The organism is Methylobacterium sp. AC832 (genome assembly GCF_979256025.1).
Genome location: NZ_CEEDMV010000002.1, coordinates 167,381 through 180,116, shown reverse-complemented (window position 1 = coordinate 180,116; position 12,736 = coordinate 167,381). Strand labels below are relative to the sequence as shown.

The window sequence follows — 12,736 nt, the reverse complement described above, 5'->3', positions numbered from 1 at the left end:
CCCATCTGGACGGTTCGGGAAAAGCTATGGACCTTCAGGCGCTTGGCGCCTCGCGGCCGCCGCGAAGGACCGCCTCAGGCGACGTTTCGCAGGGCGCCGCTCCCGGTCGAGGGGGAAAGGCTCGGCGCCTTGCCCGTCGCCGCCTCGTAATCGGCGGCCAGATCCGCAGCGCCGCGCAGACGCCCCGGCTCGTCGCGGTAGCTGCCCGTTCCGGCCACGGGTGCTCCCTGCCATTGCCTCTCGATCGCCAGACGCTCGGGTGTGCCGGCGAAGGCAGCGATGAAAGCATCCGCCGCCATGAGCAGGCGGCAGGCGCTCGGATGGTCGGCGACGGTGGCGGTGTAGTACCAGGGTGCGGGTGCGATGTTGCCGGGCACGATCTCGATGCGGCCGCGCCACGGGCTGTCGGCGCCGGTGCAGGCCCAGTGCATGATCGGCGCGTCCACGGCGAAGGCATCCACCACGCCCTCGGCCAGAGCGTCGTGGATGCGGCCCTGGTCGGTGATCGGCACGAGGCTGCCGAGCACGGCCACGCGCCGGCCCTTGGTCTGGAGGTTCTCGGCCCAGCGCAGTCCGGCTGCCTCCAGCGTGGCGTAGGCGCTCGGATCGTTGATGATGCCCAGGGTCCGCCCTTCGAGGTCGGACAGGCTGCGGATGCGCGTGTCGCCGGTGCGGCGGGCCAGCACGTAGTGGAGATGGGTATAGGCCTGGGAATAGGCGATGGCGCCGAATCCCGGGCTCGGCGGCAAGGCCGACCAGACGATGTCGGCGGGTGCCTCGGCGGCGGTCCGGCCCGCATCGAGCAGTTCCGTGCACTGGTCCCAGGGGCATTCGACGAAGACCGGCGTGACGCCGAGGGACCGCGCGAAGGCCGTGGCATAGGCGATGTCGAGGCCGAGCAGGGCGCCGCCGGCGGACTTGCGAAAGGACAAACCCTTGAAATCGGGTTCCACGGCGATCCGCAGGGTACCGCGTGCCCGGATGTTGTCGAGGAGATCGAAGCCGTCCGGACGGCGAGCGAGACCGTGCCGGGCCATGTCCGGCGCAGGCAGGCCCGAGGCGGCCGCCTGGAGCGTGGCATCGGCGAGGGCCAGGGCGCGAGACGTCTTGGCCTCGGTCCGGTCGATACTGCTCTGCATGGCGCCGAGAGCCTCGCCGATGGAGGCGTTGCTGGCGCTGATCGCGGACAGTTCGACGCCAACACCGCCGAGCAGGGTCTCGATCCGGTCGGCGGTGGCCCGGACGGCGCCGGCGAGCCCGTCCAGGGCATGGTCCGTCGAAACCCACAGGGCGGAGAGATCGGCGCGGACATCGGAGAAATCGATGATGCCGGCCGCGTTGCGCGCACTCTCCCGGGTCTGGTCGGCCAGGGCGCGGACCTCGGCGGCAACGACGGCGAAGCCGCGCCCATGCTCACCGGCTCTCGCCGCCTCGATCGTCGCGTTCAACGATAGCATCCGGATCGTCGCGCCGATCCCATCGATGGCGGCGACGATCCGGCTCGCCTCGGCAGCCTTGGTGTCGATGCGTACACCGATGCGGGCAATCTCGGCATTGATCTCGCGCATGGCCTGCCCGACCGCACCCACGAGTTCCCCGCGAAGGCGATCGGCCGTCCCCGCCGCCGTATCGCGGCCGACGCTGCCGAGCGTGGCTGCCAGGGAACGGTCGACGCCTGTGGATTGGCGACGGATCTCGCGGGTGAAGCTGGCGGCCTGACCATTGGCGCGGGCGGCGTGGCGCATGAGTGTCGCCATGCCGACCACCGCGTCGGTGACGCCCCCGTCTTCGGGCGCCGCGGTCAGGTCGTTCTCAAAGGCGTCGATGGATTTCAGCACGTGACCCGACCCAGCCGAGAAGATACCGGAAGAATCGCTCATGGCCCTTAAGCGCTGTTGAAACCTCTTCGCGATCCGTGCTCAACTTCGCGCCAATACTGAAGAAGTTTTCACCTCTTCATCGCCGGGGCATGCTGCCCCGAGGCATTCGGCGAGCGCGACGTCTTCCCGGCCAGGGCTTCAGCGGGCCGCCGCCCCCGGAACACGCTCCTGCCCGGAGGAGGCGGAGGGTCCCGTTAAGCGGTCGCGCAGAGTCTTCCAGAACGTGCCGCCATGGGCACCGGGCTCGCCCACGGAGACGGTGGCGTTCATGCCGGCCACCAGGGTGACGCCGTCGGGAACCCTCTCGATGCGGATGCGCACGGGGACGCGCTGGGCGAGGCGCACCCAGGTATAGACCGGGTCGACATTGGGCAGGCCCTGCGTGCTCGGCGAGGCATTGGCGTTGCTGATGCCAAGCGTGATGCTTTCCACCCGGCCATCGATGAGAGCCGAGTAGCCGAGGAGTTCGGCCCTCGCCACGTCACCCACACGGATATGGGCCAGCTTCGTCTCCTCGAAATAGCCGTCGATCCAGAATGAATCGGTGTCGATCACCGCAACGTTCACGGTGCCGGCGGTGGCGTAGTCGCCCGCACGCAGAAGGAGGTTGGTGACACGCCCGTTCACCGGCGAGCGTACTTCCGTGCGCCCTCGGTTGACCCTGGCCTGATGCAGCTGCGCCTTCGCGGAAGCCAGCGCTGCTTCCGCGATCTTGGCGGTGCCCGCATATTGCTGCTTCTCCTCCACTGAGGTGGAAAGGGTGGTCAGGGCCTCGCGCCGGGCGGCCTGGGTCCGCTTCACCTGAAGATCGGCCTCGCGGTTCTCCAGCTCCGCCTGGGCGGTGGCGATGGAAATGTCGAAATCCACCGGGTCGATCACGTAGAGCACGTCGCCCTTGGCGACGTTCTGGTTGTCGGTGACGCGAAGCTCGACGATCTGGCCGGAGACCTGGGGCGCTACGCTGGCCACCTGCACGCGGACGCGCCCGTCGCGGGTCCAGGGCGCGGTGACGTAGAATTGCCAGACCAGGGCGGCGGCCAGGCAGGCGCAGGCCAGGATCACAACGGTCGCCAGGAGCCGCACCACGCGCCACCATCGGCGCCTGGCGAGGGACGGCGCGCGCTCGCGGGACGGGCGAGCATCGGAGAGATCGTCGTCGGCCATTGTCAGGCAAGATCCATGTCGGCGGTACACATTGCTCAGAAGAGAACGATGAGAAGCGCGAGGATGCAGACGAAGATCCCCGCCTCGGCCAGCGGCGGGTTGGCGACGTAGCGGCTGAAGCGGATGCGGCTGAAGCCGAACCGCAGGAGCACCATGATGGTCAGGGCCGCCACCACATAGGCGACGAAGGGCGAGATCAGGACGCCGCCGAGATCGATGTCATGCCGCACGGGGCGCCTCCATCAGGCCGGTCGCAGGATGCCGAGGCGGCGCAGGAGGCGGTGCTGGCTCTCCATGATGCCGCCCGCCGTCACCAGGTCGCTGACGAGGCGGGCGATGTCGAGCCGCGTCGGACCGCCCACGGATCGGCCGTGCCGGAGGAACGCACGAACGGACCGGGCGAGCGTGGCCGCGTCCGCCGCCTCCAGTCCCTCCCGCGCCTGCCTCGCGGCATCGTTCAGAGAAGGCTCGTCGGGGAGGCGGCACAGCTGGGCATGGGCGCGGGCGGCGGCCGATTCGAGGCGGGCTAGGTCGAAGGCACGGTCCAGGCTCGCCGCGCGGACGGCGCCGCTGCCCGAACTCCATTGCGAGAATTGCAGCAGCCGATCGCTGTTGAGGCTGGTGCGGGTGGTGGCGTCGCCGCCATCGCCGGCCAGCGCGTCCAGCACCGAATCCCGAGCCGAATCGAGGGCGAAGGCGCGGCGCTGGGCGGGCGAGATCGGCAGTACGATCCGCACCGCGACGAAGAGGATACAAGCCGCCATCGTCACCAGGAACGCGTTCGCGAGGAAGGTCTGCGCGTCGTAGGTCTGCGGGTTGGACGGCGACAGGAGGACCATGAAGAACACGAGCAGGATGAAGCCGATTCCGAATGTCGGCGGGTTCAGGCTGAGAAAACATGCCACGAAGATCACCGGCGCGATGGCGATGGCGAGCAACGGGAAGCCCTGCTCGCCCCCCAGCACGCCGAAGAGCACGATTCCGGCGCAGAGCGCCGCGACAGGCATTCCGATGAGGACGCCGCGGGCGAAGGCCTTCGAATCCGGCGCGATGGCCGAGAGCGAACAGGTCGCCGCCACCTGTACCAAGGCGAAGGAGGTGGCGGGCCAGCCGGCGGCGATGAGGAGGAGGGCGGTGGCGCCAAAGGCGATCCCCACCCGTGCCGCCCCACGAAGGGCCACGGGCAGGTCGCGATGCGTCGGCAGGGCGACGTCGCGCTTCGGTCGGCAGCCGGTGGAGAGGGCGTTCAATCCATCCTCGGCAAAGGAGGCGGCGCGCGCGAAATCGAGGCCGCGCTGCAGCGCCAGGATCTCCAGGGGCGCGCTCGTCTCACTCTGGATCGCCTCATCCACCAGGGCACCGAGACGATGCGAAGCCGCGTCGGCATCGGGCTTCCCGTCGTCGGTCAGGCCCAGGCAGATCCGGCGGGCCTCGGCGACAGCCTCACTCTCGCGGTCCAGCAAGGCGGCGGCGGCCGTGAAGGCACGGCTCGCCGCCGCCATGGCGTAGAGCGCGGCGATGGTGCTGCGCGCCCCGGCGGCCCGGCGGGCGCCGTCGTCGAGTTCGCCGCCGATGGCGCTTGCATCGGCGCGCATCACCGCGATCTGCCGGATCAGGGCCGCCGCGCGCTCCGAGCCTGGATCCGCCCGGGACAGGGTCTCGCGGGCGAAAGCCTGGGTGGCCGACAGGGCCTCCGAGAGCGGCTTGCGCAGGGTGCGCCACGTGCTGGGCGAGGCCAGCGCGTCGTTGATGAAGGTGATGGCGACGATGCCGATGGTGATCGCCGCGACACGGTCGATGGCGGCCTCGAAGACCGCCTGCGGCGTGTCGATATGGGCGACGGCGACGATGGCGACGGTGAAGCCCGCGAGCATGGCGCCATAGGCCCGCGTGTCCTGCAGGAAGTGGGCGACGAAGACGCAGAGGCCGAGCCAGGTCGCCACGGAGACCAGGAGGAGAACCCTGTCCTGTCCGAACGCACCGATCAGCAGGATCGATATCGCGCCCCCCGCCAGGGTGCCGAGAAAGCGGTACAGTGCCTTGGACAGGGCCTGGCCGCGTTTGGGCTGGGCCAGGATCGCCACGCAGACGGCGGCCGACGAGGCACCGGAGAGCTGAAGCCAGAACGCGGCGTAGAGGGCCAGCACCATGGCGAGCCAGATCCGCAGGGCGAAGGCCCAGGCGGAGGGCGGAGGAACGATGCGCTCGACGAACGAGAGCACGCGGTCGGCCGGGGAGGGGCGTGTTTCGGCGGACAGCCCGCTCATCGGCAGGCTCCGCTCACAGGGCCTGCCCCGCTCACAGGGAAGGCTCGCCCGCCGCCGCATCCGCGGCCTTGCCGGCGACCCGCATCTGCCAGAGGCAGAGGAGGGGCGTCACCACCAGCTCCATGATCAGCGCCCCCAGCATGACCGCCGAAGGCAGCCCGGTAAGATAGAGACCGAGCAGCCGCGCCAGACCGCCGAGCGCGACGACGAGGGTCAGGAAGCGGAACAGGCGCGATTTCGTCTCGATGGCCGGGACGCAGCTCCAGAACAGGATGCCGATGCCCATCAGCAGACCCGACAGGTAGCGGAAATGGCTGTCGGCGGAGATCTGGGCCAGGCTGTTGCCGCCGACTCCTCCAAGCCCGAACAGGATTCCGAAGAGGCCGGACGCCACCGGTATGATCGCGGCCACCGCCACGACTCGTTGCAGCGCCTCGCGCTCCCGCATGCGTCCGTTCCCCGTTCAGGCCCGGCTGATCCCGCGCCCGCGAGCCGGCTCCCAGCCGAACTAGATCAGGCCTTGATCTCCTTCAAGCGCTTGACGCATTTGCTATAATATTGCGGCCATTTCGGTCCTTGCGCGGCCTTGTCGGCGACCGAAAGGGCGCGCCATTCGGCACCGCACTTCTTCTGCCGCTCCCTGGCAGCGTTCTGCCCCACGCTCAATTCCTTCGCGGCGGCATCCGGGGAAGCGGCCACAGGGGCCTGGGCGGACGCGGCCGTGGCGAAGCCCAGGACCATGGACACCGCGATCACCATGGCTGGAAAACAACAAACCCGCATGATTGCAACCCCAGATCGTTACCCTGCACTCACGAAACGGAGGCAGAGACGACCTCATCACAGCCAGAAGTCGGGGGGAGAGCAAGTCTCTTCGTCGCGCCGCCCCATGCCGTCCACCGTTGGATGTCGGCGTGAAACCTGCAACCATCCGCTTTCTCGTCCGGTTTGAATCGGCGATATGACGCGACCCTGACAGGAGCGGGACGTTTCCCATGGCCGCCGCCACCCAGAACCCCATCGACGTCCATACCTGGGGCACGCCCAACGGTTGGAAGATTCCCATCATGCTGGAAGAGTGCGGCCTGCCCTATCGGGTGGTGCCGGTGAATATCGGCAAGGGCGACCAGCTGGCCCCGGACTTTTTGACGATCTCTCCCAACAACAAGATTCCGGCCATCGTCGATCCGGACGGCCCCGGCGGGAAGCCGATCTCGATCTTCGAATCGGGGGCGATTCTGCAATATCTCGGTCGCAAGACCGGGTGCCTCTACCCGGCCGACGAACGCGCCAGAGCGGCGGTGGACGAATGGCTGTTCTGGCAGGTCGGCGGCTTCGGGCCGATGCTTGGCCAGACGCATCATTTCCGCATCTACGCGCAGGAGAAGATCCCCTACGCCATCGAGCGGTTCACCACCGAATCGCATCGGCTCTACGGCGTGCTGGATCGCCGCCTCGCGGATCGCGACTACGTGGCCGGCGAATATTCCATCGCCGACATCGCGATCCTCACCTGGGCCAAGCATCACGAGAAGCAGGATATCGACCTGTCGAGCCTGCCGAATGTCCGGCGCTGGCTCGATCTGGTTCTGGCGAGACCCGCCGTGAAGCGAGGCTTCGCGGCGATCTGATCCGCTACTTCTTGGCTTCGGCCTGAGCGGCGGCCGGCTTGGCGGCCGCCTTCGTAGCGGGCTTCGGCGCGGCCTCGGAAGCCGGAGCGACAGCGGCCTGCTGGTTCACGTCGGGCACGCGAGTCCAGGTCTCCGAACCGCACAGGACCTTGAGCAGGCATCCCGACACGCTGAGCTCGGAGCCGGATTCGCGCTCCAGGCTGACCTGATAGATCTTGCCCTCGTCGATATTGTAGATGTCGCCCGAAAACTTCTCCTCGTCGGGGGCGAGCCCCTCGATGAGTTGCAGGCCGATCACGGGACGCGAGCGCTTCTTCGGGTCGGGGTTCTTGGCGTCGGTGCGCGGCGCACCCGTCTCGGTGGTCGGCGTCTTCAGCCACACGACCTTACCGCAGATGTTCGCGCTGTTCGGGCCGCAATGATCGATGCGGATCTTGGCGCGGCCATCCTTCGTGAGCCAGGTGCCGGACGGGTCCTTCGACGGAGCCGCAGCGGCGGCGACGAGTCCGGAAAGCAGGAAGGCGGAGGTCAGGGCAACGCGCATGGCTTTTGGTCTCCTGGTGCCTGTGAAGGGCCGCGGCGCATCGGCGGGAGCGTCGCGAAGGGTCGTGAGCCTGAGGTCGAGAGCTTGGCCTTGGCCGTGCCGGACGTCGAGGACGGTCCGGGCCGGCGTCTTCTGGTGCGAGAAGACACCAGCAATCGGGCGAATTTCCGGCACTGTTGCGCCGAAGCCATGGCCAAGGGAATTCCGCTGTGGATGCGCCGTCTTCGTCCTTCGGGTTGAGAGGACGGGGCGTGCCCGCTATAAGCCGGCCGCCGAAGCCGTTTTCGGCTGAGCGAACATAACCGGACTGAACATGGCCACCGAGCGCACTTTCTCCATCCTGAAGCCCGACGCGACCAAGCGGAACCTCACCGGCGCCGTGAATGCCGTGATCGAGAAGGCGGGCCTGCGCATCGTCGGCCAGCGTCGCATCCAGATGACCCAGGCCCAGGCCGAAAAGTTCTACGAGATTCACAAGGAGCGCCCGTTCTTCGGTGAACTCGTCTCCTTCATGACCTCGGGCCCCGTGGTCGTGCAGGTGCTCGAGGGCGAGAACGCCGTCGCCGCTTACCGCACCGTGATGGGCGCCACCAACCCGGCCAATGCCGACGAGGGCACCATCCGCAAGACCTTCTCCGAGTCGGTCGGCGAGAACACCGTGCACGGCTCTGACAGCGCCGAGAACGCGAAGATCGAGATCGCGCAGTTCTTCCAGGATTCCGACATCGTCGGCTGAGCCCGACCGGCTTTCGCGCCGCCAACGGGTTCGTGATCGCATCGTCGTCCGGTGAACCGGAAGCGTGGCGCGGAACGATGCCGGGTGTGGCGCGAACGCCCTTGCGCGCGAGTCCTGCCGGGCGTGAAAGGAATTCCCTCATTGAATCCCTTTCACGGACCCCACATTCCATGCGCTCCATCGCTTCGCGCACCGGCCGGATCCTGCTCGCCGCCGGCCTCGTGTCCCTGCTCGCCGCCTGCAATGCGAACAAGGGTGCGCCCACGGCCTCCCTCGAAGGCTATACGCCCGACCCCGCGTTGAAGACGGCCTCCCCCAGCAACCTCACCGGACGCGTGCGCCACGCCTGCACGGTGACGCAGTCCCGCCTGCAGAGCGTCCCCGAGGCGTCGCTCGCCCGCCCATGCGGCTGCTACGCCAAGCAGACCCTGGCGAGCCTCAACCCGGCCGAGCTCGAATCCTACCGCACCACCGGTTATTTCAACGATTCCGCCCGCGCGAAGGCTCTCTCGGCCCTCGACAGCTGCAGCCTGCCGCGCCCGGCGTAAGCCGTCATCATCGCCGATCTCGATGTTTCGGGATCGGCGATTCGGGCCTCAGCCTTGCGCGGACAGGCTGAGCAAGGCCCCCTCGGCCGGCCTGATGTCGCCGGCGAACACCACGCGGCCGCTCTCCAGCCTGGCCCGTCCGCCGGCGATCAGCGCCAGGGCACGCGGGTAGAGGAGGTGTTCCTGCACGAGAATGCGCGCGGCGAGACTGTCGGCATCGTCGCCCGGCAGGACCGGGACGGCGGCCTGGGCCACGATCGGCCCGGCATCGAGTTCCGGCACCACGTAATGCACCGTGCAGCCATGCAGGCAGACGCCGGCCGCCAAGGCCTGCTCGTGGGTATGGACGCCGCGAAATAGCGGCAGCAGCGACGGATGGATGTTGATCATCCGCCCGGCCCAAGCCTCGACGAAGCCCGCGGAGAGGATCCGCATGAAGCCGGCCAGCACGACGAGTTCGATCCCGGCCGCTTCGAGTTCCGCGTTCAGGGCGGCATCGAAGCTCGCCCGGTCGGGATAGGCGCGGTGATCGAGCGCCGTCGTGGCGATCCCGACACTCGCCGCATGGGCGAGACCACCGGCGTCGGGCCGGTTGGAGGCGACCAGAACGATCTCGGCCGGATAGTCCGGTGCCCGAGCGGCCTCGATCAGCGAGACCATGTTCGAGCCGCGTCCCGAGATGAGGATCGCGACCCGCATCTTGGGCCGGGGAGCCATCACAGGGCGAGCTTGCCCTGGAAGGTCACCGGCTCGGGTCCGCGCTCGGTGATGAGGCCGAGGCGGATGGGCGAGGCCCCGGCAGTGTCGAGCGCACGGGTCACCGCCGACACGCTCTCGGGTGAGACCACCGCCACCATGCCGATACCGCAATTGAAGGTGCGCAGCATTTCGGATTCCGCGACCCCGCCGACCTTCGAGATCCATCCGAAGACGGGCGGCGGAATGATCGCGTCGAGGTCGATGCTGATGCCGACGCCGTCGGGAAGGACGCGAGGCAGGTTGTCGGGAAAGCCGCCGCCGGTGATGTGAGCGAGCGCCTTGATCCCGTCGGTGGCCCTCAGCGCGGCGAGGAGCGGCTTCACGTAGATCCGGGTCGGCTCCAGCAGGGCGTCGCCGAGCGAGCGCGACGGCTCGAACGGGGCCGGGTCGTCGTAGGAGAGGCCGCTTGCCTCGACGATCCGGCGGACCAGCGAGAAGCCGTTGGAATGTACACCGGAGGACGGCAGGCCGAGCACCACATCGCCGGGCGCAATGCCGGGACGCGGCAGAAGCTTGCCACGCTCGGCGGCGCCGACGCTGAAGCCTGCAAGGTCATAATCCGACCCGTCGTAGAGGCCGGGCATCTCGGCGGTCTCGCCGCCGATGAGGGCGCAGCCCGCGATGCGGCAGCCCGCCGCGATCCCGCGGACGATATCGGTGCCGACACCCGGCACCAGTTTGCCGGTGGCGTAATAATCGAGGAAGAACAGCGGCTCGGCGCCCTGGACGATGATGTCGTTCACGCACATCGCCACGAGATCGACGCCGATCGTGTCGTGGCGGCCGGTCTCGATGGCGATCTTGACCTTGGTGCCGACGCCGTCATTGGCCGCCACCAGGATCGGGTCGGAGAAGCCGGCGGCCTTCAGGTCGAACAACCCGCCGAACCCGCCGATCTCGGCATCCGCCCCGGGCCGGCGGGTGGAGCGCACCAGCGGCTTGATCGTCTCGACCATGGCGTTGCCCGCATCGATATCGACGCCCGCATCCGCGTAGGTCATTCCGTTCCGGCTTTCGCCGTTCTTGCTCTCGGCCGTCATCGGCGCCCCGTCTCGCAATCCACGTCCTGCATGGCCGGCATCGGGATGTCGGCCAAAGTCATTCCGCTCCTCTAGCCGCTTGCACCAATCTCGGCGAGTCGTGATCGGGAAATTAGCGATTCGCAACAGATCCGGCCCTCCAGGGAGAATGCCATGCGGGATACGACCGGCCACCGCCATGCCTTGACCGTAGACGCTGCCGTTCCCACTCTCCGCAACGGCGGACACGACGAGGGGGGACGGCCGATGCGCGGCAGGGCGGTGATCGGACTGGCGGGCCTCGGCATCGTCGCGTTGCTGCTCTACCTGCTTTCGGGGGTGATGCTGCCCTTCGTGGCAGGGCTGGCCCTCGCCTATCTTCTCGACCCCATGGCCGACAGGCTCCAGCGCCTGGGTCTCGGACGGCTCTCCGCCTCGCTCCTGATCCTCGCCATGTTCGTCGTCGGGCTCGTGGTGATCCTGCTGATCGTGGTGCCCCTGGCCGCCAATCAGATCTCGGCGCTTGTGACGACGTTCCCCGGCATGGTGTCACGGCTGCAGGGTATCATTGTCGAGCGGGTCGGGCCGATCCTGACGCGGGTCGGCGGGGCGGACGTTCTCAACGACCTGCAATCGTCCGTCGGAACCCTGGTGGGGCAGGGCGGCACGTGGTTCCTGGCTTTCCTGAAGTCGCTGTGGTCGGGCAGCCAGGCGCTGGTCTCCATCGCCTCGCTCCTCGTCGTCACCCCCGTCGTGGCCTTCTACCTCCTCGTCGACTGGGATCGGATGGTCGCCACCGTCGACGGCTGGACCCCTCCGCGCCACCGCACCACCGTGCGGCGTCTGGCCGGCGAGATCGACCGGGCGATCATCGGCTTCGTCCGCGGGCAGACCCTGGTCTGCCTGATCCTGGGGACGTTCTATGCCGTCGGCCTATTCTTCGTCGGGGTGAATTTCGGCGTGCTGATCGGGATGATCGCGGGTTTCCTCACCTTCATCCCCTATGTCGGCACCCTCGTCGGCTTCCTTCTCTCGGTGGGCGTCGCCCTGGTCCAGTTCTGGCCGACATCGGACTGGCTCCATATCGGGCTGACCGTTGCCGTGTTCGTGGTCGGTCAGTTCTTCGAGGGCAACGTCATCTCGCCCAAGCTCGTCGGTGACTCGGTCGGCCTGCACCCGGTCTGGCTGATGTTCGCGCTCCTGGCCTTCGGCTCCCTGTTCGGGTTCCTCGGCCTCCTTCTCGCCGTGCCGGTGGCCGCCTCCATCGGCGTCATCGTGCGGTTCGCGATCTCGCGTTATCTTCAAAGTCCACTCTATTATGCGGAGGAACCGATCCTGATTCAGAAGCGCGAGGGATGAAGACACCGATGCGCGTGGCCGCGCCTCCGAAGCAACTCGCCTTCGACCTCCCCCTCGACCCGCGCTACGGTCGCGAGGATTTCCTGGTGGGGCCGGCGAACGAGGCCGCCTATGGGCTGATCGAGGCCTGGCCGCGCTGGCCCGATACGGTCTGTCTCATCACCGGCCCGTCGGGCAGCGGCAAGAGCCATCTGGCCTCGATCTGGGCGACGCGTTCCCACGCCTGGACCGTCCCCGCCTCGGGCGTCACCGCCGACTCAGTCACCCATCTCGTCTCGAACGGTGCCCTGGTCATCGAAGATCTCGACCGGCCCGAGGGGCGCGACGAGGCGGCCCTGTTCCACCTCCTCAACCTCGCCCGGGAGAACGGCAGCCCCGTCCTCATCACGGCGGCGGCGCCTGTTGAGGCGTTAGGGCTTGTCACAGCCGATTTGCGCTCGCGCCTCAGGCTGGCGCCGGGCGCCACGATTCTGCCCCCCGACGATGCGCTGATGCGAGCGGTGCTGGTGAAGCTTTTCGTGGACCGCCAGCTCGTCGTCGATCTCAGCGTCGTCGAGGCCATCGCCTTGCGGATCGACCGTTCCCTTGCCAAGGCAAGGGCAGTAGTGGCCGAACTCGACCGCGACGCCCTGCGCCGGGGTCGACGCATCACGAGGCCGCTGGCCATGTCGGTCCTGGCCGATCTGGGAGTACCGGACGACGAGGCCGGCGACGACGAGACCGAAGAGGACGGTCCGCCGACCTGATGAAAGGTCCGGCCCGATTGTCATCGAAATGTCAGACGCGGCGACCCTATCGTATGTTACGAAGCAGATCGTTTTATCAGAGT

General features: G+C 68.0%; 14 protein-coding genes. 5 read left to right on the top strand and 9 right to left on the bottom strand.

Going from position 1 to position 12,736, the window contains the following annotated elements:
- Positions 1–74: 74 nt before the first annotated feature.
- The 6 genes from AC0IXR_RS08095 to AC0IXR_RS08070 form a co-directional block, all read right to left on the bottom strand.
- Positions 75–1,880, bottom strand: coding sequence for a methyl-accepting chemotaxis protein (locus AC0IXR_RS08095; protein WP_471760367.1), 1,806 nt, complete (start codon positions 1,878–1,880; stop codon positions 75–77).
- Between the two features lie 138 nt (positions 1,881–2,018).
- Complete coding sequence (locus tag AC0IXR_RS08090; RefSeq protein WP_471760366.1) at positions 2,019–3,044, bottom strand: efflux RND transporter periplasmic adaptor subunit; 1,026 nt, start codon at positions 3,042–3,044, stop codon at positions 2,019–2,021.
- Positions 3,045–3,079: 35 nt separating this feature from the next.
- Positions 3,080–3,274 (bottom strand): DUF1656 domain-containing protein, encoded by a 195-nt coding sequence (locus AC0IXR_RS08085; RefSeq protein WP_471760365.1) that lies wholly within the window; start codon positions 3,272–3,274, stop codon positions 3,080–3,082.
- A gap of 12 nt (positions 3,275–3,286) precedes the next feature.
- Positions 3,287–5,311 carry an FUSC family protein gene (locus AC0IXR_RS08080; RefSeq protein WP_471760364.1) on the bottom strand — a complete coding sequence of 675 codons (2,025 nt, stop codon included), beginning with the start codon at positions 5,309–5,311 and terminating at the stop codon, positions 3,287–3,289.
- Between the two features lie 31 nt (positions 5,312–5,342).
- On the bottom strand, positions 5,343–5,759 hold the full coding sequence (locus AC0IXR_RS08075) for a DUF4345 domain-containing protein (protein WP_419952495.1): 417 nt from the start codon (positions 5,757–5,759) through the stop codon (positions 5,343–5,345).
- Between the two features lie 65 nt (positions 5,760–5,824).
- Entirely contained in the window at positions 5,825–6,052 is a 228-nt protein-coding gene (locus AC0IXR_RS08070) for a hypothetical protein (RefSeq protein ID WP_348271046.1), read from the bottom strand.
- A gap of 254 nt (positions 6,053–6,306) precedes the next feature.
- Between AC0IXR_RS08070 and AC0IXR_RS08065 the strand changes: the two genes are divergently transcribed.
- A complete protein-coding gene (locus AC0IXR_RS08065) occupies positions 6,307–6,942 on the top strand; it encodes a glutathione S-transferase N-terminal domain-containing protein (protein ID WP_471760363.1) in 636 nt (211 codons plus the stop codon).
- Between the two features lie 4 nt (positions 6,943–6,946).
- On the opposite strand, the gene AC0IXR_RS08060 is transcribed toward AC0IXR_RS08065, so the two are convergent.
- Positions 6,947–7,486, bottom strand: coding sequence for a DUF2147 domain-containing protein (locus AC0IXR_RS08060; RefSeq protein ID WP_461233638.1), 540 nt, complete (start codon positions 7,484–7,486; stop codon positions 6,947–6,949).
- Positions 7,487–7,799: 313 nt separating this feature from the next.
- On the opposite strand from AC0IXR_RS08060, the gene ndk reads away from it, so the two are divergent.
- Both ndk and AC0IXR_RS08050 read left to right on the top strand, forming a co-directional pair.
- Entirely contained in the window at positions 7,800–8,222 is a 423-nt protein-coding gene (gene ndk, locus AC0IXR_RS08055; RefSeq protein WP_018043493.1) for a nucleoside-diphosphate kinase, read from the top strand.
- A 170-nt stretch (positions 8,223–8,392) separates the two neighbouring features.
- Positions 8,393–8,770: a hypothetical protein gene (locus AC0IXR_RS08050; RefSeq protein WP_471760361.1), complete on the top strand. Its 378-nt coding sequence runs from the start codon at positions 8,393–8,395 to the stop codon at positions 8,768–8,770.
- 48 nt (positions 8,771–8,818) lie between these two features.
- On the opposite strand, the gene purN is transcribed toward AC0IXR_RS08050, so the two are convergent.
- Together purN and purM are read right to left on the bottom strand one after the other, a co-directional pair.
- Positions 8,819–9,487, bottom strand: coding sequence for a phosphoribosylglycinamide formyltransferase (purN, locus tag AC0IXR_RS08045; RefSeq protein ID WP_461223319.1), 669 nt, complete (start codon positions 9,485–9,487; stop codon positions 8,819–8,821).
- A complete protein-coding gene (gene purM, locus AC0IXR_RS08040) occupies positions 9,487–10,569 on the bottom strand; it encodes a phosphoribosylformylglycinamidine cyclo-ligase (protein WP_207412016.1) in 1,083 nt (360 codons plus the stop codon). Before purM ends, purN begins: the two co-directional genes overlap by 1 nt.
- A 246-nt stretch (positions 10,570–10,815) precedes the next feature.
- On the opposite strand from purM, the gene AC0IXR_RS08035 reads away from it, so the two are divergent.
- Both AC0IXR_RS08035 and AC0IXR_RS08030 read left to right on the top strand, forming a co-directional pair.
- Positions 10,816–11,907, top strand: coding sequence for an AI-2E family transporter (locus tag AC0IXR_RS08035; protein ID WP_207412065.1), 1,092 nt, complete (start codon positions 10,816–10,818; stop codon positions 11,905–11,907).
- 8 nt (positions 11,908–11,915) lie between these two features.
- On the top strand, positions 11,916–12,653 hold the full coding sequence (locus AC0IXR_RS08030; protein WP_471760785.1) for a P-loop NTPase family protein: 738 nt from the start codon (positions 11,916–11,918) through the stop codon (positions 12,651–12,653).
- Positions 12,654–12,736 lie beyond the last annotated feature (83 nt).